This is a genomic window from Streptomyces sp. NPDC001108 (assembly GCF_053598535.1).
Genome location: NZ_JBSFKL010000001.1, coordinates 807,882 through 831,153 on the forward strand (window position 1 = coordinate 807,882; position 23,272 = coordinate 831,153).

Consider the following 23,272-nt stretch of genomic DNA (forward strand, 5'->3'; position numbering starts at 1 on the left):
CCGCACGGGCACCCACGGTGGCACCCGGAGCGCAAATATTCTTAAAGTAGGGCAATGCGCACCGAGGATGTCCTGGCCACGACCGGTACCGGCCTGTGGAGCTGGGACAACGGCGCCGGGACCGTCACGCTCGACGCGGAGGCCGCCCGGCTGCTGGCGCTGCCCGCCGCGGCCGGTGTCTTCCGCGAGTCCGCGGTGCGCGCCCGTTTCCACCCCGTCGACTGGAACGAGATCTACGGCGTGGTCAGCCTCGCCCGCGCCGAGGGCACCCTCGCCGAGGCCCGACTGCGGATCGTGGACGCCGAGGGCCGGGTGCTGCGTACGGTTCGCAGCCGCTCCCGGCCGCTGCCCGCGGCCGACCGGGACTACGTGCTGGTCGGCACCCTCCAGGAGGTGCCCGAGCCGCAGTCCGGCACCACCGGCGCGCCCGTCCCCATCACCGGCGACTGGCGCCGTTCCCGCGAGGCGTTCCTGCTGGACGCCGGGCGGGCGCTGGCCGAGGCCCGGTCGACCGAAGAGGTGCTGCGGGTCGCCTCCTCGCTCTCCATGCCGGGCTTCTCGCCGGACGGGCTCGCGGTCTTCGGCATCGCGGGCGACCGGCTGACGATCGTCGGGCACCACGGACACGGCATCGGCGACGAGGGACCGTTCACCGACATGCCGCTGGAGACCGACTATCCGGCCGCCGAGGTCGTACGGACCGGGCGGGCGATCTATCTGCCCTCGCCCGAGGAGTACAGCCGCCGCTATCCGGTCACCTGGCCGCTCGCCAGCCGGTTCGGCCGCCGCTCCTGGGCCTTTCTGCCGCTGATCGTCGCGGGGCGCACGATGGGCGCCTGGATGGCCGGGTTCAAGCACCCGGTGTCCTTCTCGCCGGACGAGCGCTCGGTGCTCACGACCGTGGCACGGATGCTCGCGCAGGCGCTGGCCCGGGCCGGGGTCGCCGAGACGGAGCGGGAGCTGTCGCTGGGGCTCCAGCGCTCGATGATGCCGAGGCTCGGCCCGGGCATCCCCGGGATGACGGTCGCCGCCCGCTACATCCCGACCGGCGGCGGGCTCCAGGTCGGCGGCGACTGGTACGACATGATCCCGCTCCCCAACGGCCGCGTCGCCCTGGTCATCGGCGACGTCCAGGGCCACGACGTACGGGCCGCCGGGCTGATGGGCCAGTTGCGGATCGCCCTGCGCGCGTACGCCTCCGAGGGGCACCGCCCGGACGCGGTGCTGGCCCGCGCCTCGCGCTTCCTCTCCGGGCTCACGGACGCCTACGAGGACGGCACGGAGCCCGGCCCCCGCTTCGCCACCTGCCTGTACGCGGAGGTGGACCCGGCGACCGGCACCCTCGACATCGCCCGCGCCGGCCACCCCGACCCGGTGGTGACCACCGCCGACGGGACCGCGATGATCCGGCAGACCGAGGGCGGCCTGCCGCTCGGCGTCGAGGAGGACGCCGACTACCCGACGAGCCGGATCACCCTGGGGGCCGGCGAGACGATCATGCTCTGCACGGACGGGCTGATCGAGACCGGCGGCCACGACATGTTCTCCGGCTGGGACCGGCTGCGTCCGGTCCTGGAGGAGCACCCGGCCGATCTGGAGAAGCTGGCGGACGCCCTGGTCCAGACGGTGCACGGCCCCGCCTCGCACTACACCACGGGCCCACTCTCGGACCGCCGGGAGGACGACGTCGCGCTGCTCCTGCTGCGGCGGCACGGCGGCGGCACCGGCCGGCGGGCGACGGCCCGGCGCACCGCGCTGACCATCGCGCAGGCCCAGCCGGAACGGATCGCCGCGGCCCGGCAGCATCTGCGGGACCTGTTGCACGACTGGGCCGATCCGGAACAGGTCGACTCGGCGGTGCTGATGATCTCCGAGATGGCCACCAACGTCCTGGTCCACACGGACGGCGACGCGCTGATGCTGGCTCAGGCGACGGGGGAGCACGGCGAGCGGCTGCTGCGTGTGGAGGTGTCCGACGGCAGCGCCGAGCTGCCGCACAAGCGGCGCCCGGGGGAGATGGCCTCCAGCGGCCGGGGGCTGGTGCTGATGGAGATGCTCGCCGACGCGTGGGGAGTGGACCCGCGAGGGGCGGGCAAGTCGATCTGGTTCGAACTGCGGGAGTCGCCCCCGAGCACCGGACCGGCCGAACCGGAGGCCCAGGAGGCGCCCGAGGCCCCGGAGGCCCAGGGGACCCCGGGGGCCTGACCCGTCACTCCTGCTCCGGCGCGGCCGCCCCCCGGAACCCGTCGCGCAGCTCCCCGAGGATGCCGAAGGCCGCCGCGCAGAGCGGCACCGCGAGCAGCATGCCCAGCAGCCCGGCCACACTGGCCCCCGCGGTGAGCGCGATCATGATCATGGCTGGGTGCATCTGCACGGTGCGGCTCTGGATCACCGGCTGGAGCACATGCCCCTCCAGCACCTGCACCGCGAGCACCACCCCCAGCGCCCAGAGCGCGATCACGAAGCCCCGGTCGGCCAACGCGACCAGCACCGCGACGGTCCCCGAGACGAAGGCCCCCAGGTACGGGATGTAGGCCCCGACGAAGACCAGCGCCCCGAGCCCCACCGCACCGGGCACCCGCAGGACCAGCAGGCCCACGGTGATGCAGACGGCGTCGATCAGCGCGATGAACGTGGTGCCCCGCATGAAGCCCTGGACGGCCTCGAAGGCCCGCCGCCCCATCGCCTCCACCAGCTCGCCGGTGCCGCGCGGGGCGATCGCGTGGGCGAGGCCGGGGGCCCGGTCGGAGTCGCGCAGGAAGAAGAAGGTCAGCAGCAGGGCCAGGACGCTGGTGGCGGCGAGGGTGCCGATCAGGCTGATCCCGGAGAGCAGCCCGCCCGCGGCGCTCGCGCCGAACTTCTCGAAGAGCTTCTGCCCGCCCGCCGCGAGGTCGTCCACGTCGGTCTTCTTCCCGATCCCGAAGTGGTCGACGACCCAGTGGGCGGCGTCCTTCAGCGAACGGACGATCTGGTCGCCGCTGTCGATGAGCGCGGTGACGACGATGTACCCGGCGCCGCCGACCACCGCGACGAGCAGGACGCAGGTGAGCCCGGCGGCGAGCGAGCGCTGTACCCCCCGGTCGGTCAGCCGGCGATGCACCGGTCCGAGCAGCGCCGTTCCGAGCAGCGCGAGCAGCACCGGGGTGACCGCCGTCTTCAGCGTCACGCACAGCCAGACGGCCACCGCGGCGACCCCGGCGACCAGGAGCACCACACCGCACCAGGCGGCCGTGCGGCGCGCGGCATCGGGCAGGAGGGGCTTGTCGTTCCGCACCCTCCCACCCGATCACGGCACGGGCACTCTGTCCCGCCCGCGCCGCCGTACGAGTGACGAACCGTCACCCGCCCTCCGACTCACATCCCGTGGACCGCGGGCACGGTGCCGAGGCGGCCGGCCTGGAAGTCCTCGAAGGCCTGCTTCAGCTCGGCCTGGCTGTTCATCACGAACGGCCCGTAGTGCGCCATCGGCTCCCGGATCGGACGGCCGCCGAGGAGCACGACCTCCAGGTCCGGGGTGTGGCCGTCCTGCTTCTCGTCCGCCCGGACGGTCAGGGCGGAACCGGCGCCGAAGACGGCGGTCTGACCCAGGTGGACCGGGCGGCGCTCCGCGCCGACGGTGCCGCGTCCGGCCAGCACGTAGGCGAGGCCGTTGAAGTCCTCGCGCCACGGCAGGGTCACCTCGGCGCCGGGACGCACGGTGGCGTGGATCATCGTGATCGGCGTGTGGGTGATGCCGGGGCCCTCGTGCCCGTCGAGCTCACCGGCGATGACGCGGAGCAGCGCGCCGCCGTCCGGGGAGGCGAGCAGCTGGACCTGGCCGCCGCGGATGTCCTGGTAGCGCGGGTTCATCATCTTGTCGGCCTTGGGCAGGTTCACCCAGAGCTGGAGGCCGTGGAAGAGGCCGCCCGACATGACCAGCGACTCCGGCGGGGCCTCGATGTGCAGCAGGCCCGAGCCGGCGGTCATCCACTGGGTGTCACCGTTCTGGATGGTGCCGCCGCCCCCGTTGGAGTCCTGGTGGATGAAGCTGCCGTCGATCAGGTACGTCACGGTCTCGAAGCCGCGGTGCGGGTGCCAGGGCGTTCCCTTCGGCTCGCCGGCCGCGTACTCCACCTCACCCATCTGGTCCATCATGATGAACGGGTCGAGGTACTTGTAGTTGATGCCGGCGAACGCCCGGCGCACCGGGAAGCCCTCGCCCTCGAATCCGCTCGGCGCCGTGGTGACGGCGAGTACGGGACGGTCCGTCGCGTCGCCCGGGGCGGCGACCTTGGGCAGGGTCAGCGGGTTTTCGACAGTCACTGCGGGCATGGGGGCCACCTCCGGGGGAGTGTTCTGCCTTCAATTTAGTTGAATGGTGAACATCTTGCAAGGCCCGATCCATTCCCGGCCCCGTCGCACCGGCTCCCGGCACCCGTCACTCACCCGCCCGGAGCAACGCGAAGGGGCCCGCACCATCGGGTGCGGACCCCTTCCTGAGCCGGGGAGACCGGGGGCTCAGCCGTACATGCGACGCATCGCGAAGTCGACCATCTGCTCCACGGCCTTCGCGTCGAAGACCATGCGGTGCTCGCCCTCCATGTCGAGGACGAAGCCGTAGCCGGTCGGCAGCAGGTCGATCACCTCGGCCCCGGTGATCACGAAGTACTTGGACTCCTTGCCCGCGTACCGCCGCAACTCCTTGAGCGTGGTGAACATCGGGATCACCGGCTGCTGCGTGTTGTGCAGCGCCAGGAAGCCCGGATTGTCGCCGCGCGGGCAGTAGACCTTCGACGTCGCGAAGATCTGTTGGAAGTCCTCGGCGGAGAGCGAGCCGGTGGTGAAGGCCCGGACCGCGTCGCCCAGGGACGGCGGCGAGGGCTCGGGATACAGCGGCTGCTCGCCGTAGCCGCCACCCATCTGCTGCTGTGCACCAGGGTTCTGGTCGTAGCCGTACATGCCGCAAAGAGTAATCGGACACATCGGGGGCTTGAGGGGTTGCGCCTTATTACTGACGGGTAGCATCATCGTAGAGGTCAGCTGATATGCGCCTCGCAAGCTTGTCGCCAGCTCGTCGCCCGCCCGGCCCGCACCCCCTTCCCCGGGGGCCCCGCGCGCCACTGCTATTGATTACGGAGCCTTCCATGGGGCACTACAAGTCGAATCTCCGCGACATCGAGTTCAACCTCTTCGAGGTCCTCGGTCGCGACAAGACGTACGGCACCGGCCCGTTCGCCGAGATGGACGTCGAGACGGCGAAGAGCATCCTCGACGAGGTCACCCGTCTCGCGGAGAACGAGCTGGCCGAGTCCTTCGCGGACGCCGACCGCAACCCGCCGGTCTTCGACCCGGAGACCAACACGGCCCCGGTCCCGGAGACCTTCAAGAAGTCGTACCAGGCGTTCATGGACTCCGAGTACTGGCGTCTGGGCCTGCCCGAGGAGATCGGCGGCACCACCTCGCCGCGCTCCCTGATCTGGGGCTACGCGGAGCTGCTGCTCGGCGCGAACCCGGCCGTGTGGATGTACTCCTCCGGCCCGGCGTTCGCCGGCATCCTCTTCGAGGAGGGCAACGACGCGCAGAAGAAGATCGCCGAGATCGCCGTCGAGCGTCAGTGGGGCTCGACGATGGTGCTGACCGAGCCGGACGCCGGTTCGGACGTCGGCGCGGGCCGCACGAAGGCCGTCGAGCAGGAGGACGGCTCCTGGCACATCGAGGGCGTGAAGCGCTTCATCACCTCGGGCGAGCACGACATGTCCGAGAACATCATCCACTACGTGCTGGCCCGCCCCGAGGGCGCCGGACCCGGCACGAAGGGCCTCTCGCTCTTCATGGTCCCGAAGTTCCACTTCGACTGGACCACCGGCGAGCTGGGCGAGCGCAACGGCGTGTACGCGACCAACGTCGAGCACAAGATGGGCCTCAAGGCGTCCAACACGTGCGAGATGACCTTCGGCGACAAGCACCCCGCCAAGGGCTGGCTGATCGGCGACAAGCACGACGGCATCCGCCAGATGTTCCGCATCATCGAGTTCGCCCGCATGATGGTCGGCACGAAGGCCATCGCCACCCTGTCGACCGGCTACCTGAACGCGCTGGAGTACGCCAAGGAGCGCGTCCAGGGTTCGGACCTGTCGCAGTTCATGGACAAGACCGCCCCCAAGGTCACCATCACGCACCACCCCGACGTGCGCCGCTCCCTCATGACGCAGAAGGCGTACGCGGAGGGCATGCGCTCCCTGGTGCTGTACACCGCCACCATCCAGGACGCGATCCAGGAGAAGGAGGCCGCGGGCGAGGACGCCAAGGCACTGCACGGCCTCAACGACCTGCTGCTCCCGATCGTGAAGGGCTACGGCTCCGAGAAGTCCTACGAGCAGCTGGCGCAGTCGCTCCAGACCTTCGGCGGCTCCGGGTACCTCCAGGAGTACCCGATCGAGCAGTACATCCGCGACGCCAAGATCGACACCCTCTACGAGGGCACCACGGCGATCCAGGGCCAGGACTTCTTCTTCCGGAAGATCGTCCGCGACCAGGGCGCCTCGCTGAACACCCTCTCCGAGGAGATCAAGAAGTTCCTCGCCGGTGCCCAGGGCAACGAGGAGCTGGCCGGTGCGCTGGACTCGCTCGCCAAGGCCGCCGTCGACCTGGAGGCGATCGTCGGCACGATGATCACCGACCTCACCGCGACCGGTGAGGACGTCAAGAACATCTACAAGGTGGGCCTCAACACCACCCGCCTGCTGATGGCCTCCGGCGACGTCGTCGTCGGCTACCTGCTCCTCAAGGGCGCGGCCGTCGCCGGCGAGAAGCTGCGCGACGCCTCCCCGAAGGACGTGGCCTTCTACCAGGGCAAGATCGCCGCCGCGAAGTTCTTCGCCGCGAACGTCCTGCCGGGTCTCGCGACCGAGCGCGCGCTCGCCGAGTCCGTCGACAACTCCCTGATGGAGCTGGACGAGGCCGCGTTCTAGGACCTGGACCGCGCCCCGCCCTCGTACGTGTCGCCCCCGGAGACGTCTCCGGGGGCGACACGCGTTTCGGGTGCGCGGTGTGCCTCTTGCGACGGCGGTGAAGGCGGGCGGGCCGGTCTCGTTACAGTGAGGAACATGAGTTCCTCCCTCCGCTTCGACCGCGGGCACACCGACGACTTGATGGCCTTCCTGATGGCCTCCCCCTCCCCGTACCACGCCGTGGCCACCGCTGCCGCCCGGCTGGAGGCGGCCGGGTTCCGGCAGGTCGAGGAGACCGCGGCCTGGGACGGGAGCAGCGGCGGCAAGTACGTCCTGCGCGGCGGCGCGATCGTGGCCTGGTACGTGCCGGAGGGCGCGGCGGCGCACACCCCGTTCCGGATCGTCGGAGCGCACACCGACTCGCCGAACCTGCGGGTCAAGCCGCTCCCCGACCTCGGGGCGCACGGCTGGCGGCAGGTCGCCGTGGAGGTCTACGGCGGAACGCTCCTCAACACCTGGCTCGACCGCGACCTCGGCCTCGCCGGCCGGATCTCGCTGAGCGACGGCACGCACCGGCTGGTCAACGTCGACCGCCCGCTGCTGCGCGTACCGCAGCTGGCCGTGCACCTGGACCGGTCGGCCAACTCGGACGGGCTCAAGCTCGACCGGCAGAAGCACATGCAGCCGATCTGGGGGCTCGGGGACGTCGAGGAGGGCGACCTCATCCGCTTCGTCGCCGCCGAGGCCGGTGTCGACGCCGCGGACGTGACCGGCTGGGACCTCATGCCGCACGCCGTCGAGGCCCCCGCCTACCTGGGCCGGGACCGCGAGCTGCTGGCCGGGCCCCGGATGGACAACCTGCTCTCCGTGCACGCCGCGACCGCCGCGCTCGGCGCCGTCGCCGGACAGCCGGACGAGTCGCTGCCGTACATCCCGGTGATGGCCGCCTTCGACCACGAGGAGACCGGCTCGCAGTCCGACACCGGCGCGGACGGCCCGCTGCTCGGCACGGTGCTGGAACGCTCCGTCCTGGCCCGCGGCGGTACGTACGAGGACCGGGCCCGCGCCTTCGCCGGGACCGTCTGCCTCTCCTCCGACACCGGCCACGCGATCCACCCCAACTACGCCGAGCGCCACGACCCGACCCACCACCCGGTCGTCAACGGCGGACCGATCCTCAAGGTCAACGTCAACCAGCGGTACGCGACCGACGGCAGCGGCCGGGCCGTGTTCGCCGAGGCGTGCCGGAAGGCGGGCGTGCCGTGGCAGAACTTCGTCTCCAACAACTCGATGCCCTGCGGCACCACGATCGGTCCGATCACCGCCGCCCGGCACGGGATCCAGACCGTGGACATCGGCGTCGCGATCCTGTCGATGCACAGCGCCCGTGAGCTGTGCGGGGTGGACGACCCGTACCTGCTGGCCAACGCGGTGGCGGCGTTCATGGCGGGCTGATCCGCCCACCCCCGGGCAGTCCGGTGGGGCGCCGTCCGCCGTGGCGGCCGAGCGCCCCGCCGACCGGGTTCGACCCTTCGTCGGCCCCCCGGCACCCCCGATATCCTGGGACTTTCGCCGTGCCCGGCCCCGGGCGCATCCCGCCCGGAAGGGAATCCGCCCGTGGAGTTCCGGCTGCTCGGCACCGTCTCGGTCGACACGTTCACCGGACCGCTGCCGCTCGGCCCCGCCAAGCGCCGCAGCCTGCTCGCCGCGCTGCTGCTGTCGGCGAACACCCCCGTCTCCATCGCCAGGCTGATGGACTCGCTCTGGGACGACACCCCGCCCCTGCACGCCCGCAGCGTCATCCAGGGCCATGTGTCCCGGCTGCGCGCCCTGCTGGTCGGCGCGGACGCGGAGGCGTACGGGGTGGAGCTGGTCACGCTCGGCGACGCGTACGTGCTGCGGCTCCCGGAGACCCTGCTGGACGCGCAGCGCTTCGAGGAGCTGCTGACCCTGGCCCGGGAGCAGCGCAGCCCGGCCGACGCGGTGCTGATGCTGAAGGAGGCGCTGTCCCTGTGGCAGGGTCCGGCGCTCAGCGGCGCGTTCACCGGCCGCCCGCTCCAGGCCGCCGCGCACTCCCTGGAGGAGTCCCGGCTCGCGACGGTCGAGCAGCTGGCGAGCGCCTACGGCGAGCTGGGGGAGAACAACCGGGCGGCGGCGGTGCTGCGGGCGGAGGCCGTCGCGCACCCGATGCGGGAGTCGCTGGCCGCGGCCCTGATGACGGCGCTCTATCGGGCGGGGCGCCAGTCGGAGGCGTTGGACTGGTTCCACCGTACGCGGCGGCTGCTCGCCGACGAGCTGGGCATCGACCCCGGGCACGAGCTGGCCGACGCGTACGCGCTGATCCTGCGCGGCGACCCCGGTCCGGACACCGGCGCGGGGAGCGGCCGGAACGCGCCCACCGGGCAGGGCGCTCCGGCGCACGGACCGGTCCGGGGCGGCGGCCTCGCGAACGGCTCCGCGAACGGCTCCGCCGGAAACGGGGCCCGGGGGTCCGGGAACGGGAGTGCCCGGAACGGGTCCGTGCCCGCCGCCCGTCCGGACGCCTCGGCCCGCCCGGGCGCGGGGCGCCCGGTGCCCGACCGCTCGGCCGCCGACCGGCCGGTCGCGGCGGGCCCGGCCCCCGGCTCCGGACCGGCACCCGCGGCGGCTCCGCCCCCGTCCCCCGCCGGGTCGGCGATCCGGCCGCTCCCCGTGCCGGGCCTGGTCGGCGATCCGCACCCCACGGACCTGATGCCCCGCTCCCCCCGCGGCTTCCAGGGGCGGACCGCCGAGCTGGCCGCGCTCACCCGGGCCGCGGCGGGCGAGGCCCCGGTCTGTCTGATCACCGGCCCGGCCGGGGTCGGCAAGACCGCGCTGGCCCTCCAGTGGGCGCACCGCAACGCGGCCGCCTTCCCGGACGGCCGGCTCTTCGCCGATCTGCGCGGCTTCAGCGACACCGGCGAACCCGCGCTCGTCGAGGTGCTCCGCGAGTTCCTGCTGGCGCTCGGTGTCCCGCCGCGCCGCGTCCCGGAGTCGGCGGCGGCCGCCGCGGCCCTGTTCCGTTCGCTGACCGACCGGCGGCGGCTGCTCGTCGTCCTCGACAACGCCCGCCACTCCGCCATCGTCCGGCCGCTGCTGCCGGGCGGCACCGACTGCGTCACGCTGGTGACGAGCCGGAACCGGCTGGAGGGCCTCATCGCCTCGGACGCGGCCCGCCCCGTCCCGCTCGACGTGCTCGAACCCGCCGACAGCACCGCCCTGCTGGCCGGTGTCCTCGGCGAGGACCGGGTGCTGGCCGAACCGGTCGCGGCCCGGCGGCTCGCCGAGCTCTGCGGCGGGCTGCCGCTCGCCCTGCGGGTCACCGCGGCCCGGCTGGCCGGGCGCCCGAACCGGACGCTGGCCGGGATCGCCGACGAACTGGCCGACGAGCGCAGCCGGCTGGCCTATCTCGACGTGGACGACACCGGCGTCTCCGCCGCGCTCCGGCTGACCGTGCAGCAGCTCCCGCAGGATGCCGTCCACCAGCTCGCCCGGCTCGGCCACCACCCCGGCGGCCACTTCGACCCGTACACGGCCGCCGCTCTCGCCGGTACCGATCCGGTCGTGGCGGCGGCGGTGCTGGAGCGGCTCGCCACCGCCCATCTCGTCGCCGAGGTGGCGCCCGGCCGCTGGGTGCTGCACGACCTGATACGGCTCTACGCCCGCGCCATGGACCCGGAGGGCGGGGCCGCCTCGCTGGTCGGCGTGCTCGACCACTACATCGCCACCGCGCTCGCCGCCGCCGACACCGCCGAGCCGGGCGGCGAGCCCTGCTTCGTGCTGCCGGAGGGCTTCCGCCGCCCGCGCGCCGTGCGGGACTTCGTCGACCGGGCGGAGGCCATGGGCTGGCTGGCGGCCGAGCGCGACGAACTGGCCCTGGCCGCCGTCGCCGCCCGGACCGCCGGGTTCCACGACCGGGCGTGGCGGATCATCCTGCTCCAGTGGCCGCAGGTGGTGTGGCGGGTGCGGGACGGCTGGTCCCCGCTGCTGGAGCTGGCGCTGGACTCCGCCCGCACCGAGCGGGACACGTACGCCGAGTCGCGGGTGCTGAACCTGCTGGGCTGGGTGCTGACCGAGGAGGGCCGGACCTCCGAGGCCGTCGCCCTGCTGGAGCGTTCGCCCGGTCTGGCCCGGCAGGCCGGTGACCGGCTCGGCGAGGCGACCGCGCTGATCAACCTGGCCGTCGTGCAGGCGGAGCTGGGGGAGCTGGGTCCGGCCCTGGAGGGGTGCGAACAGGCCGTCGAGCTGGCCCGCGCGGAGCAGGACGCGCACACCGAGATGCTGGCCCTCCAGCACCTCGCCCGGATGCAGCTGACCGCGAACCTGCCCCGCGAGGCACTCTCGTCCGCCCGGACCGCGCTCGACCTGGGGCCGGAGCAGGAGGAGGTCGCCCGCCGGGTGCTGCTGCTGGCCACCAGCGGCGAGGCCCGGCTGGCGCTCGGTGAGGAGGACGAGGGCATACGGCTGCTGGACACGGCGGCGGCGGAGGCGGAGCGGACCGGTTACGACGAGGGCGCGGTACGGGCCCTCGAGGCGCTGCTGCGGGTCACGGCGGAGCCGGGGTACCGCAAGCGGCACGAGGAAGCGGTGCAGCGCCTCACCGAAAGCGGCTGACCGCCCGACGCCGCGACCGGCCGGCCCGCCTCCGGGCGCGGCCGGCCGGTCGCGGGTGGCGTGGCTCCGGCCCCAGGCCGGTAGGAGCGCGGGCCCGGGCCGGACCGCCTCAGCCCTGCTCGTCCATGCCCGCCAGTACGAGCGGGAGCCGGGAGACCCCCGCCGCCTCCACCGTGACCGGTACGCCCCAGTCCTGCTGGTGGACGTGGCAGGCCGGGTACTCGTTCGCCGGGTCGTCGTCGCAGGAGGCGGCCATCGCCGACACGTGCAGGACGCCCTCGGTGACACCGTCGGCGAGGACCAGGTCGCGGAAGAGGTCGCTGCCCGCGCCCGCGCCCTCGGCGAGCAGCTCCGGCGGGGTCGACGAGACCAGGAGCCGGGTCGAGGGCCCGTACCGGGTGTCGAGCTTCTGCCCGGCCGGCGCCTGGAAGACCACGTCGAGCCGGAGCGTGCCCGGGGCGATCCCGGTGGCCGCGCGCTGGGTGCGGTGGGCCCGGTCGGCGACGCGCACCGCCTCCTCGGGCAGCCGCAGCCGGGTCAGCCGGTGCCGGGCGGACTCGACGACCACGAGATCGCCGTCGACCAGCACGGCGCCGCTGGGCTCGCGCAGATCCGTGGCGAGGGTGGTGACCTCGTCGCCCACCGGGTCGTAGCGGCGCAGCGCGTGGTTGTACGTGTCGCAGACGGCGACCGAGCCGTCCGGCAGCGCGGTGACCCCCAGCGGGTGCTGGAGCAGGGCCTGACCGGCGGCGCCGTCGCGGTGCCCGAAGTCGAAGAGGCCGGTGCCGACGGCGGTACGGACGGCGAAGCCGTCCCCGTCCCGTTCGACGTACCGCAGCGCGGAGGTCTCCGAGTCGGCGACCCAGAGCCGCTCGCCGTCGGCGGAGACGGCGAGCCCGGACGGCTGGGCGAACCACGCCTCGGCGGCCGGTCCGTCGACCAGGCCCTCGTTGGTCGTGCCCGCCGCCACCTCGACGCGCCCGGTCCCCGGGTCGTACGTCCACAGCTGGTGGACGCCCGCCATGGCGATCCAGAGCCGGTCCGCGAACCAGGCCAGGTCCCAGGGCGAGGAGAGGTCCACCTCGCGGGCGGGCCCGGCGGTCGGCGAGCCCTGCCACCACTGGCGGCCGGTGCCGGCGAGCGTCGTGGTCTCCCCGGTGGCGGGGTCGAGGGCGCGGACGGCGTGGTTGACCGTGTCGGCGACCGCGATCCGGCCGTCCGGCAGCACGGCCAGCCCCTGCGGCTCGGAGAACCGGGCCTCGTCGGGGCCGCCGTCGGTGAATCCGCGGTCCCCCGTTCCGAGGTGGCGGCGGACCGTCTCACCGTCCCGTTCGATCTCGACCAGGCGGTGGCGGGTGGTGTCGGAGACCAGGAAACCGCCGTCCGGCAGGGACAGCGCCTTGCCGGGGAAACGCAGATGCGTGGCGACCGGCTCGGGCGGCACGTAGGGGCCGTCGCCGCGCCGCAGCGTGCCCTTCGCCTCGTGCTCCGCCTCCAGCTCCTCGACCAGCTTCTCGATGGCGTGCGCATGGCCCTCGCCCGCGTGCTGGGCGACGACATAGCCCTCGGGGTCGATGACGACCAGCGTCGGCCAGGCCCGTACGGCGTACTGCTTCCAGGTGGCCAGCTCCGGGTCGTCGAGGACGGGGTGGTGGACCCCGTACCGCTCGACGGCGTCGACGACCGCCCGGTGGTCGGCCTCGTGGACGAACTTCGGCGAGTGCACCCCGATGATCACCAGGGTGTCGCGGTGTTTCTCCTCCAGCTCGCGGAGCTCGTCGAGAACATGCAGACAGTTCACACAGCAGAAGGTCCAGAAATCCAGGACCACGATGCGTCCTCGCAGGTCGGCGAGGGTGTACTGCTGGTCGCCTGTGTTGAGCCAGCCGCCCTTGCCGACCAGCTCGGGGGCCCTGACGCGCGCACGTGTTGCCATGTGAACAGTCAACATCACCGTGGCATCCACGCATTCCGCGACCGGCTCGGGGAACCTGTGAGCCATGAGATTCCTGGTGCGTGAACGGCTCTTCGCCGTGGGTGACGACTACTGGATCGAGGACACGGAGGGCCGCAAGGTGTTCCTCGTCGACGGCAAGGCCCTGCGGGTGCGGGACACCTTCGAGCTGAAGGACGCGCAGGGCCGCATCCTCGTCGAGATCAAGCAGAAGCTGCTCAGTCTGCGCGACACCATGCTCATCGAGCGGGACGGCGAACGGCTCGCCACGATCCGGCGCAAGCGGCTCTCCCTGCTGCGCAACCACTACCGGGTCGACCTGGTCGACGGCACCGAACTCGACGTCAGCGGCAAGATCCTGGACCGGGAGTTCGCCGTCGAGTACGACGGCGAACTGCTGGCCCAGGTCTCCCGGCGCTGGCTGACCGTCCGGGAGACCTACGGCATCGACGTCGTAAGGGAGGACGCGGACGCGGCGCTGATGATCGCCGTGGCGGTCTGTGTCATCGTCCTGGCCGACAAGGAACGCGAACACGGCTGACCGCCGCCCGGGGCGGGAACGACCCGCCCGGTTTCACGTGAAACAGCCGCGGCCCGAAGACCGGCTCAGGAGCGGGGTCCTCCGCGGGACCCGTGGCGGACCGGCGCGGGCTCAGCGCCCCGGCGCGGCCAGGCCCAGCCGCCGGTCCTTGAGGGCCGGGAACTGCTCCCGGGTCTCGGCCACCTTCGCCGGGTCGAACTCCACGTCGAGCACCTCCTCGCCCGCGCCCGCCTCCGCCAGGACCTCGCCCCAGGGGTCGATGACGATGCTGTGCCCGGCCTGCTCGACCCCGGCGTGGGTGCCCGCGCAGCCGACCGCCAGGACGTACGACTGGTTCTCCACCGCGCGGGCGCGGGCCAGCAGCGTCCAGTGGGCGCGGCGCCGCTCGGGCCAGCCCGCCGCGACGACCAGCGTCCCGGCGCCCGCGTCGACCAGGCCCCGGAACATCTCCGGGAAACGCAGGTCGTAGCAGGTGGCGAGGCCGAGCGTGGTCTCCGGCAGGGCGACCGTGACCAGCTCCTCACCGGCGCCCATCATGACCGCCTCGCCCTGGTCGAAGCCGAAGCGGTGGATCTTCCGGTACGAGGCGGCCAACTCCCCGGCCGGAGTGAAGACCAGCGAGGTGTTGTAGAGGGTGCCGTCGTCGGCGCGCTCCACGAAGGAACCGGCGTGCAGCCACACCCCGGCGTCGGCCGCCGCCTTCGCCATGGCGTCGTGGGTGGGCCCCCGGAACGGCTCGGCCTCGGCCTCGAACGCCGTGTAGGCGAAGGCCCCGACCGGCCAGAGCTCGGGAAGCACCACCAGATCCGCGCCGCGCCGGCCCATGACCAGCGAGACCGCCCGCTCCCTGCGCGCTCCGGCGGATTCGTCCGGGTCTACTGCGATCTGGATGAGAGAGGCGCGCACACTACCACCGTCCTGGCATTCGGGCCCGTCAACACGGGCCTACGATCGTCACACGAAAGCACTGCCGGGGTGCCTGATCGCAGCGTAACTTAGCGATTGAACCTCCCACGCAGACCGCCGCCCGCGCCCAGCTTCTCCAGCCCATGCACCGCAGAACCGCACGAGGGGTCCAGTGACCGTCCATCCCAACCTTCAGACCTACGCCGATGCCTGGACCCACTCCATCGAGTCGATAGCCGAGCTGGTGAAGCCGCTCGCCGAGGCGGAATGGAACCGCCGGACGCCCTGCCCCGCCTGGTCGGTGCGCGACATCGTCTCGCACATCATCGGCATGGAGTCCGAGCAGCTCGGCGACCCGCGCCCGATCCACTCGCTGCCGCGCGACCTCTACCACGTACAGAACGACTTCGCCCGGTACATGGAGATGCAGGTCGATGTGCGGCGCCACCACACCGCACCGGAGATGACCTCCGAGCTGGAGTACACGATCATCCGGCGCGCCCGTCAGCTGCGCAACGAGTCGCGCGCCCCCGAGACCATGGTCAGGGCGCCGCTGGGCGCCGAGCAGACCCTCGAACTGGCCCTGCGGATGCGGGCCTTCGACGTCTGGGTGCACGAGCAGGATCTGCGCGCGACGCTGGGGCGGCCCGGCAATCTGGACTCCCCCGGCGCCACGGTCGTCCGGGACACCCTGCTGGAGGCGCTGCCGAAGGTGGTGGCCGAGGACGCGGGGGCACCGGCCGGTTCGGCGGTGGTCCTCGACGTGCACGGGCCGCTGGAGTTCCTGCGCACCGTCAGGGTCGACGCGGAGGGGCGCGGTTCGGTGGACGGCTCGCCCTCGCTCGGGCCCGTGGTGACGCTGGCGATGGACTGGGAGACGTACTTCCTGCTCGCCTGCGGCCGGGTGCGCGCGGCCTCGGTCGCCGAGCGGATCAAGATCGAGGGCGACGAGGACCTGGCCGGGGCGATCCTGCGCAACTTCGCCGTGACGCCCTGACCCCCTGCCCCCTGATGCCGCGACACCCCGGACCCTGACGCCCCGGGACCGGCGGCGCCCGTCGCAGGTACGAGGGACAGGCGCGCCGCCGGTCCGGCGCGGCGGAGGGCCCCGGACGGGTCCCGCACGGCTCACACCGGTACGTGCACGGCCTCCACCCGGCTGACCACGTGGTGGTCCCGTTCACGGTGCGCCGCCCTGGAGCGCAGCCGCAGGATCTGGACGATCCCGAGCGCCTCCAGCACGAAGACCGACGAGAACGCGATCCGGTAGTTGTCGCCGGTCGCGTCCAGCAGCACCCCGACGGCGAACAGCGTGGTCATCGAGGCGATGAAGCCGCCCATGTTGACGATCCCCGACGCGGTGCCCTGGCGCTCCGGCGGGTTGGCCGGACGGGCGAAGTCGAAGCCGATCATCGAGGCCGGGCCGCAGGCGCCGAGCACCACGCACAACACGATCAGCAGCCACATCGGCGCATGGCCGGGGTGGAAGACGGCCGAGGCCCAGAGGAGCGCCGTCGCCGCGACGGTGCCGAGGGCCAGCGGGGCGCGGGCCGTGTGGCGGCGGGCGATGACCTGCCCGTAGACCAGCCCGACGACCATGTTGGAGAGCACCACCAGGGTCAGCAGCTCACCGGCGGTGGACCGGCTGAGCCCCTGCGCCTCCACCAGGAACGGCAGCCCCCACAGCAGCAGGAACACCATGGCGGGGAACTGGGTGGTGAAGTGGACCCACATGCCGAGCCGGGTGCCCGGTTCGGCCCAGGAGGCGGCGATCTGCCGGCGTACGTAGGCGGCGCCCGCGTGCTCCGCGGGCGGCGGCTCGTGGCCCTCGGGGTGGTCCTTCAGGAAGAGCAGCAGCAGGACGAGGACGACGACCCCGGCCAGGGAGCTGCCGACGAAGGTGGTGGTCCAGCCGAAGCCGTGCAGGGCCCGGGCGATGAACAGCGTCGAGACGAGGTTGCCCGCCATCCCGAAGAGCGCCGCGATCTGGCCGATCAGCGGGCCGCGCCGGGCCGGGAACCAGCGGGCGCCGAGCCGCAGCACGCTGATGAACGTCATCGCGTCACCGCAGCCGAGCAGCGCCCTGGACGCCAGCGCCATGCCGTACGAGGGCGAGAGCGCGAAGCCGAGCTGGCCCAGGGTGAACAGGACGGCCCCGAGGGTGAGGACCTTCTTGGTGCCGAGCCGGTCGACCATCAGGCCGACGGGTATCTGCATGCCCGCGTAGACGAGCAGCTGGAGTATGGAGAACGTGGAGAGCGCGGAGGCGTTGACGTGGAACCGGTCGGCGGCGTCCAGCCCGGCGACGCCCAGGCTGGTACGGAAGATGATCGCGACGAAGTAGACGGCGACCCCGATGCCCCAGACCCACGCGGCACGTCGGCCGCCGGGCGGATCACCGGGCAGGGAGAGGGTGGGGGCGGCGGCGGAACTCACCGGTCCTCACCCCTGACCAGCACCTTGACCCGGCCGACATGGCGCCGCACGACCTGCGCGGCCCCCTCCGCGTCACCGGATCTGATGGCCTCCAGCAGCTCGGCGTGCTCGGTGATGTTGGCGGCGATCCGGCCGGGGTGCGCCTCCATCACGGCGACGCCCATCCGCAACTGCCGGTCGCGCAGCTGGTCGTAGAGGCGGGAGAGGATCTCGTTGCCCGCGTTGCGCACGATCTCGGCGTGGAAGCAGCGGTCCTTCACGGAGACGGCGGCCAGGTCCCCGGCCTCGGCCAGCTCCCGCTGTTCGGCGAGGAGCTCTTCGAGCCGGCCGATCAGCCGCTCGGAGGCGGGCACCGCCTTGCGGGCCGCGAACTCCTCGACCAGCAGCCGGGTCTCCACCACGTCCGCGATCTCCTGCGCGGAGACGGCGAGGACCAGGGCGCCCTTCTTCGGGTAGAGCTTGATCAGCCCCTCGACCTCCAGCCGCAGCAGCGCCTCGCGCACCGGCGTCCGGGACACCCCGACGGCCTCGGCGAGATCGCCCTCGGTGAGGAGCGTGCCGCCCTCGTAGCTGCGGTCCAGGACCGCCTCCTTGATGTGGGTGTACACCCGCTCGGCGGCGGGGGGCCGCTTGGCGGCCGACTTCGACGGCTTCACGGCCGAGGGCTTCACTACGGGGGGAGCGGCAGGCATGCACACAGCATAGATACAAGATGCGTGCATGACGAACCCGTTTCGCCATCCGGACGCGCCGGACCAGCACCGTTGCCCCCACTCCCGCCCCACCCGTGGCAGGAATCACCCACTTACCTGAAATTGCCTCGGAATTCGGCGCATCCATTCGCCGCCACCATGAGTCTCATCACCGAGCGGCACCTTCATGTGGCCGCATTCCAGGGGCATTTGGAGCATTCAAGTTGAAAATCGGCATTAAGGGCATAAGCCGCGCCACTGCCACGGCCACCGTGGCCCTCACGACCGGTGCCGTCATCGCGGGCAGCGTTTTCGCCTCCACCGCGCAGGCCGCCACGCCCGCCACCCCCAAGATCACCGCCGCCGGCGGTTTCACGATGAACAACGGCACCGCGAAGACCCTGTTCTCCAAGGCCGCGGACACCCGTCGTTCCACCGGTTCCACCACCAAGATCATGACGGCCAAGGTGGTGCTGTCGCAGAAGAACCTGAACCTGGATTCGAAGGTCACGATCCAGAAGGCGTACAGCGACTACATAGTCTCCAAGGGCGCTTCCTCGGCCCGCCTGATCGTGGGCGACAAGGTCACCGTCCGCCAGCTGCTGTACGGCCTGATGCTGCCGTCCGGCTGCGACGCCGCCTACGCGCTGGCCGACAAGTTCGGCTCCGGTTCCACCCGCGCGGCCCGCGTGAAGTCGTTCGTCGGCAAGATGAACGCCCAGGCCAAGTCCCTCGGGCTGAAGAACACCCACTTCGACTCGTTCGACGGCATCGGGAACGGCTCGAACTACTCGACGCCGCGCGACCTCACCAAGCTCGCCAGCAGCGCCATGAAGAACTCGACCTTCCGCTCGGTCGTCAAGACCAAGTCGACCAAGCAGAAGGTCACCACGAAGTCCGGCGGCTACCGCTACATGTCGTGGACGAACACCAACACCATGCTCAGCAGCTACAGCGGCGCCATCGGCATCAAGACCGGTTCCGGCCCGACCGCCAAGTACTGCCTGGTCTTCGCCGCGACCCGTGGCAGCAAGACCGTCGTCGGCACGGTGCTCGCCTCCACGAACGCGACGAACCGCACCGCCGACATGAAGAAGATCATGGACTACTCCTTCAAGAAGTAGCCCACCCGATCAGGGCGACACCCGGTCCCGGAAACGCCCGGTCACGGCGACATCCGACCGACGGCGAAGCCCTGACCGGCGCTGCGCATCGAGGGCCCCGCAGCCAACGCGGGGCCCTTCCGCGTTTCCGCGCCCCGGTCCGCTAACCGACCAGCTCCAGCCAGGCGTGGAACCGGCTGCCGAAGGGCTCCGCCCCCTCCCGCAGCGCCCCCGCGAGCCACTCCGCCGCCCCGGTGGCCCGCGCCACGACCTCCGGCGGATACCCGTACAGGACCCGGTGCGAGGCGAACTCGTCCTCGTCGTCGATGAACACGGCCCCCGTCTCCCGCAGCCGGCACACGTCGAGATCCAGGTCGACCATGGTGACCTCCGCCGGGCTCGGCCACTCGGACGGCGTGGTCACGTCGCAGTAGAACTCCAGCCGCGCGGGGGCCGCCAGGAAGAGCGCGGTCCACCAGGCGTCGCGGGGGAAGAGCATGACCCGCGCCTCCTCGGTCGCGTAGGCCGCCTCGGCGTTCCCCGTACCGATGACCGTGCCGGCCGGCGCCCCCAGCCACACCCCGTACGCGTCCTCCCCGAGCCGGACGAACGGCTGCTTCTTGTGCGGCCTTCCGTCGAACTTCCTTACGTCCAGAAGCACTTCAGAGCCTGTCATGCGCAGAAAGTTACCCCGCCGATTCCTCCGGCCACCGGACCGGACCGCGGATCGGATGCCTTTCCGCCCTGGGTACCGGGGCCGACTCCACCGCGTCGTACGGTTGCCGACGGCGCCGCGTACCGCTCCGCGTACATGCGCCAGCGCCAGGACGCCGGGTAGTCCGCCGGGAGCATGATGTCGTGGACTTGGACGAGCACCCCCGGCTGGAGACGGGGCAGCAGCTCGAAGAAGAACACCCTGACGTCGGAGCCCGTCCGGAGCCGGTGCGGGCCGTCGACGCGGGGACGACGCCCCGGACGCCGGTGATCCATTCCCGGACCCGGTCTCCGGTACCCGGGAAGTCAGCCGCGCGGGGACGGTTTCACGGAGACTTCGGTGACGGAACGCGTGCGGGTGGCGAACCGGGCCGTCCCGGGGACGGCGAGCACCCCGTACGTCGACACCAGCAGCACCACGGCCGCCAGCACCGCGAACGACGCCACGCCCACGAACCGGACGAGCACCGGCGTCACGGCGAGCGCGATGGGCTGGAGCCCGAAGCTGGCCAGCCCCTCCAGGGCGAAGACCCGGCCCTGCACCCGCTCCGGGAACTCGCGCTGGAGCGAGCTGTACCAGAGGACCATGAAGCAGCCGACCCCGGCCGACCCGGCCGCACCGGCCAGGCAGAACATCCACAGCGGCACGTCGACGGCGAGGCACACCGGTGTCAGCACGCACGGAGCCAGCGCGTTCATCGCCCACAGCCCCGGCCGGGACGAGGAGACCCGGCCGCCGAGCAGCGAACCGAGCACCGAGCCCGCGAGCGTGGCGGCACTGACCCAGCCGAAGGCGTTGAGTCCGTAGCGGGTCTGACTGACCATCGGAACCAGGATGTAGTTCGGCGCGAAGAGGAAGAACACCTGCACCGTGCCCTGGAGCATCAGCACCGACACCCAGGGCCTGCGACGTACCTCGACCAGCCCTTCCCGCGCCTCGGTCAGCATTCCCCGCAGCCCGCCCGGCTCGTCGTCCTGAGTGCCCCCGACGTCCCCCGCCTCTCCCGCGTCCACGGCGGCGCGGACCGGGGGAAGCCGCAGCCAGACCAGTGTGATCAGGCTGACCACGAACGTGGCGACGTCCACCAGCAGCGTCTTCGGCGGCGAGATACCGGCGAGCATGAGACCCGCCAGCAGGGCCCCGGCCATCGAACCGATCCGCTTCGTGGACACGTCCAGCGCGTACGCCTGCTGCCGCAGCTCCTCCGGCACCACCTGCGTGAGGGCCGCCCGGTGGGCCGGCTCGTACAGCGCCGCGCCCGCACCGGTGACCGCCGCGGCGACCAGCAGCGGCGCGAGCGGCCCCTCCGAGGCGAAGAGGAGAAAGCCCACGATCCCGGCCAGCCGGAGCACGTCCGCGACGGCCATCACCGTGCTGCGGGAGTACCGGTCGGCAACCACACCGCCGGCCAGCAGCAGCACCCCCATGACGGCGGACTCCACGGCCAGCACCAGGCCGAAGACGCCGGGGCCGCGATCCGGGACGACCAGGGCGGCCAGCACCACGACGGTGAGCTGGTTGCCCACCGTGCTGGTCACCTGCCCCAGCCAGAAGGCCAGGTAGCGCCGACTGCCTGACAGGGCACGCATGTCAGGTCGCACGACGTCTTCTCCCACCGTTCCCGATCCCGATCCCGATCCCAGAGAGGAGCAGGGCGTCGGCCACCGCTCCCCATGCCTCAACTCGCCTACGCCCAGATCGACTTCGGCGGTGCGGGAGTCTTCCGCACTTCCCACCAAGGGCACAACGTCTTTACGCTCCCGTCCCCGACGCCCGTGGCGCGGGGACGACGGCTTCCCTACGATGGGGCGAAACGCATCAACGCCCGTCCCCGGACATGAGCCGGACGGGCCGAGCGGGGGAAGAAAGGTGCGTGCCCGGTGTCCATCGGGCTCCTGTCCACGATCGCCTCCACGGTTGTCGCCGCGTTCTACGGGGGCACGGTCTCCGTACTCGCCCTGACCGCGACCTTCGCCCGCCGCCGCACCCTGCGCCGCGAGGCCCGCAGCACCCTCGCCCTGCTCGTACCGGGAAGGCCGGAGGAAGCCCGCGAACCGACCGGGTACCCGGGGGAGGTTCACCGGAGCGGGCCCCACGGAATGATCCCGTCATGACTGAGATCGTGCTGATGTCGGACCCGAAGGTCGCCGCCATACCCGTGGCCGAATGCGGTGAACGTCTTGTCGACGTCCGCCGGGACGGTTCCCTCCTGATCGATACGCGCGAGCAGGGGCCGGCGGATGCCTTCGCGTACCTGCGGGAGGGCGTGCTGGAACGGCTGGTCAGGGCCCAGACCTCGCTGCCCCGGGACGTACGGCTGCTGTTCGTCGAGGGGTACCGGCCGCCCTCTCTTCAGCGGGAGTACTTCGACGAGTACGCCGGTCAGCTGCGCGCCGCCCACCCCGGATGGTCCCCGGAAGAGATCCACTCGGCCGCGAGCCGGTATGTGTCACCACCCGGCATCGCCCCGCACAGTGCCGGGGCGGCTGTCGACCTCACCCTGGCCGATGCCGAGGGGCGCGAACTGGACCTGGTACCCGTATGAACGCGGATCCCGAGGAGAGCGAGGGCGCCTGCTACACCCACGCGGCCAACATCGGTGAGGAGGCCCGCGCCAACCGGAGACTGCTGTGCACCGTGCTCACGGCAGCGGGGCTGGTGAACTACCCCACGGAGTGGTGGCACTGGTCGTTCGGGGACCGTTACTGGGCCCTGGCCACGGGAAAGACCGCTGCCCTGTACGGTCCGAAGGAGGTTGCTCCCTCCGTCTGACCGCCCCCACCACGCGTCCAACCTCGCACCATGAACAGCCCTGCGGCGTCGGAGCGGGCGGGGTAGCCGTGGCCGTCCACCCACCGGATGCGCCCGTGAACCCCCGACAGGGCGCACGGGCGCACGGACACCGACCGGGTCAGTCGAGGCAGAACTCGTTGCCCTCGATGTCCTGCATCGTGATGCAGGACTCGTTCTCCTCGTCGGCGTGCTGCACCAGCAGGCAGACCGCACCGAGCTTCATCAGCCGGTCCCGCTCGGCCTCCAGCACGGCCAGGCGCTCCGCGCCGACGAGCCCGGCACCGGCCCGTACGTCGAGGTGCACCCTGTTCTTGACGACCTTGCCCTCGGGAATGCGCTGGAAGTACAGGCGCGGGCCCACCCCCGTGGGGTCGCTGCACGCGAACCACGCCCCCCGCTTCTCGGCCGGCAGCGAAGCGTTGTACTCGTCCCAGGTGTCGAACCCCTCCGGCGGCGACGGCGGCACGTACCCCAGTACCTCGCACCAGAAACGGCCGACGCGCTCGGGGTCCGCACAGTCGAACGTGACCTGAATCTTCCTCACCGATGCCATCCGGTCACCCTAACAGCG

General features: G+C 72.1%; 18 protein-coding genes and 1 pseudogene. 9 read left to right on the plus strand and 10 right to left on the minus strand.

The genetic code is table 11. The features are described 5' to 3' along the window. Positions 1-54: 54 nt before the first annotated feature. The gene (locus tag ACWC97_RS03600; RefSeq protein WP_450647213.1) at positions 55-2,205 is read left to right on the plus strand and encodes an ATP-binding SpoIIE family protein phosphatase; all 2,151 of its coding nucleotides are present in this window, start codon (positions 55-57) and stop codon (positions 2,203-2,205) included. 4 nt (positions 2,206-2,209) lie between these two features. Here ACWC97_RS03600 and ACWC97_RS03605 read toward each other — a convergent pair whose 3' ends face one another. The 3 genes from ACWC97_RS03605 to ACWC97_RS03615 form a co-directional block, all read right to left on the minus strand. Beyond that, positions 2,210-3,274, minus strand: a complete 1,065-nt coding sequence (locus tag ACWC97_RS03605) for an AI-2E family transporter (protein WP_352274147.1) — start codon at positions 3,272-3,274, stop codon at positions 2,210-2,212. Positions 3,275-3,354: 80 nt separating this feature from the next. Further along, the gene (locus tag ACWC97_RS03610; protein ID WP_352274146.1) at positions 3,355-4,311 is read right to left on the minus strand and encodes a pirin family protein; all 957 of its coding nucleotides are present in this window, start codon (positions 4,309-4,311) and stop codon (positions 3,355-3,357) included. 186 nt (positions 4,312-4,497) lie between these two features. Continuing rightward, a complete protein-coding gene (locus ACWC97_RS03615; protein WP_148836880.1) occupies positions 4,498-4,938 on the minus strand; it encodes an SseB family protein in 441 nt (146 codons plus the stop codon). 185 nt (positions 4,939-5,123) lie between these two features. Here ACWC97_RS03615 and ACWC97_RS03620 point away from each other — a divergent pair, with 185 nt between their 5' ends. From ACWC97_RS03620 to ACWC97_RS03630, 3 genes are all read left to right on the plus strand, one after another. Further along, the gene (locus ACWC97_RS03620) at positions 5,124-6,950 is read left to right on the plus strand and encodes an acyl-CoA dehydrogenase (protein ID WP_352274145.1); all 1,827 of its coding nucleotides are present in this window, start codon (positions 5,124-5,126) and stop codon (positions 6,948-6,950) included. 135 nt (positions 6,951-7,085) lie between these two features. Next, complete coding sequence (locus ACWC97_RS03625) at positions 7,086-8,384, plus strand: M18 family aminopeptidase (protein WP_352274144.1); 1,299 nt, start codon at positions 7,086-7,088, stop codon at positions 8,382-8,384. Between the two features lie 162 nt (positions 8,385-8,546). Further along, positions 8,547-11,561 (plus strand): AfsR/SARP family transcriptional regulator, encoded by a 3,015-nt coding sequence (locus tag ACWC97_RS03630; protein ID WP_352274143.1) that lies wholly within the window; start codon positions 8,547-8,549, stop codon positions 11,559-11,561. Positions 11,562-11,670: 109 nt separating this feature from the next. On the opposite strand, the gene ACWC97_RS03635 is transcribed toward ACWC97_RS03630, so the two are convergent. Continuing rightward, positions 11,671-13,497: an NHL domain-containing thioredoxin family protein gene (locus ACWC97_RS03635; RefSeq protein ID WP_352274142.1), complete on the minus strand. Its 1,827-nt coding sequence runs from the start codon at positions 13,495-13,497 to the stop codon at positions 11,671-11,673. Positions 13,498-13,561: 64 nt separating this feature from the next. On the opposite strand from ACWC97_RS03635, the gene ACWC97_RS03640 reads away from it, so the two are divergent. Further along, positions 13,562-14,056 carry an LURP-one-related/scramblase family protein gene (locus ACWC97_RS03640; protein WP_352274141.1) on the plus strand — a complete coding sequence of 165 codons (495 nt, stop codon included), beginning with the start codon at positions 13,562-13,564 and terminating at the stop codon, positions 14,054-14,056. A 111-nt stretch (positions 14,057-14,167) separates the two neighbouring features. On the opposite strand, the gene ACWC97_RS03645 is transcribed toward ACWC97_RS03640, so the two are convergent. Beyond that, complete coding sequence (locus tag ACWC97_RS03645) at positions 14,168-14,962, minus strand: carbon-nitrogen family hydrolase (protein WP_352274140.1); 795 nt, start codon at positions 14,960-14,962, stop codon at positions 14,168-14,170. A gap of 172 nt (positions 14,963-15,134) precedes the next feature. Between ACWC97_RS03645 and ACWC97_RS03650 the strand changes: the two genes are divergently transcribed. Further along, positions 15,135-15,959: a maleylpyruvate isomerase family mycothiol-dependent enzyme gene (locus ACWC97_RS03650; protein ID WP_352274139.1), complete on the plus strand. Its 825-nt coding sequence runs from the start codon at positions 15,135-15,137 to the stop codon at positions 15,957-15,959. A 131-nt stretch (positions 15,960-16,090) separates the two neighbouring features. Here ACWC97_RS03650 and ACWC97_RS03655 read toward each other — a convergent pair whose 3' ends face one another. Together ACWC97_RS03655 and ACWC97_RS03660 are read right to left on the minus strand one after the other, a co-directional pair. Further along, positions 16,091-17,398, minus strand: coding sequence for an MFS transporter (locus ACWC97_RS03655; protein ID WP_352274138.1), 1,308 nt, complete (start codon positions 17,396-17,398; stop codon positions 16,091-16,093). After that, positions 17,395-18,090 (minus strand): GntR family transcriptional regulator, encoded by a 696-nt coding sequence (locus ACWC97_RS03660; RefSeq protein WP_352274137.1) that lies wholly within the window; start codon positions 18,088-18,090, stop codon positions 17,395-17,397. Before ACWC97_RS03660 ends, ACWC97_RS03655 begins: the two co-directional genes overlap by 4 nt. 224 nt (positions 18,091-18,314) lie before the next feature. Here ACWC97_RS03660 and ACWC97_RS03665 point away from each other — a divergent pair, with 224 nt between their 5' ends. After that, positions 18,315-19,214, plus strand: coding sequence for a D-alanyl-D-alanine carboxypeptidase family protein (locus ACWC97_RS03665; protein ID WP_352274136.1), 900 nt, complete (start codon positions 18,315-18,317; stop codon positions 19,212-19,214). Between the two features lie 142 nt (positions 19,215-19,356). On the opposite strand, the gene ACWC97_RS03670 is transcribed toward ACWC97_RS03665, so the two are convergent. Together ACWC97_RS03670 and ACWC97_RS03675 are read right to left on the minus strand one after the other, a co-directional pair. Beyond that, positions 19,357-19,869 carry a DUF402 domain-containing protein gene (locus ACWC97_RS03670; RefSeq protein ID WP_450647216.1) on the minus strand — a complete coding sequence of 171 codons (513 nt, stop codon included), beginning with the start codon at positions 19,867-19,869 and terminating at the stop codon, positions 19,357-19,359. Positions 19,870-20,213: 344 nt separating this feature from the next. Next, complete coding sequence (locus ACWC97_RS03675; RefSeq protein ID WP_450647218.1) at positions 20,214-21,497, minus strand: MFS transporter; 1,284 nt, start codon at positions 21,495-21,497, stop codon at positions 20,214-20,216. Between the two features lie 291 nt (positions 21,498-21,788). Between ACWC97_RS03675 and ACWC97_RS03680 the strand changes: the two genes are divergently transcribed. Continuing rightward, entirely contained in the window at positions 21,789-22,022 is a 234-nt protein-coding gene (locus tag ACWC97_RS03680; RefSeq protein ID WP_450647220.1) for a hypothetical protein, read from the plus strand. Continuing rightward, positions 22,019-22,680: pseudogene (locus tag ACWC97_RS03685) on the plus strand (M15 family metallopeptidase). Before ACWC97_RS03680 ends, ACWC97_RS03685 begins: the two are co-directional and overlap by 4 nt. Before the next feature lie 139 nt (positions 22,681-22,819). Here the strand turns inward: ACWC97_RS03685 and ACWC97_RS03690 are convergent. Next, on the minus strand, positions 22,820-23,254 hold the full coding sequence (locus ACWC97_RS03690) for a VOC family protein (protein WP_352274128.1): 435 nt from the start codon (positions 23,252-23,254) through the stop codon (positions 22,820-22,822). Positions 23,255-23,272: the final 18 nt, after the last annotated feature.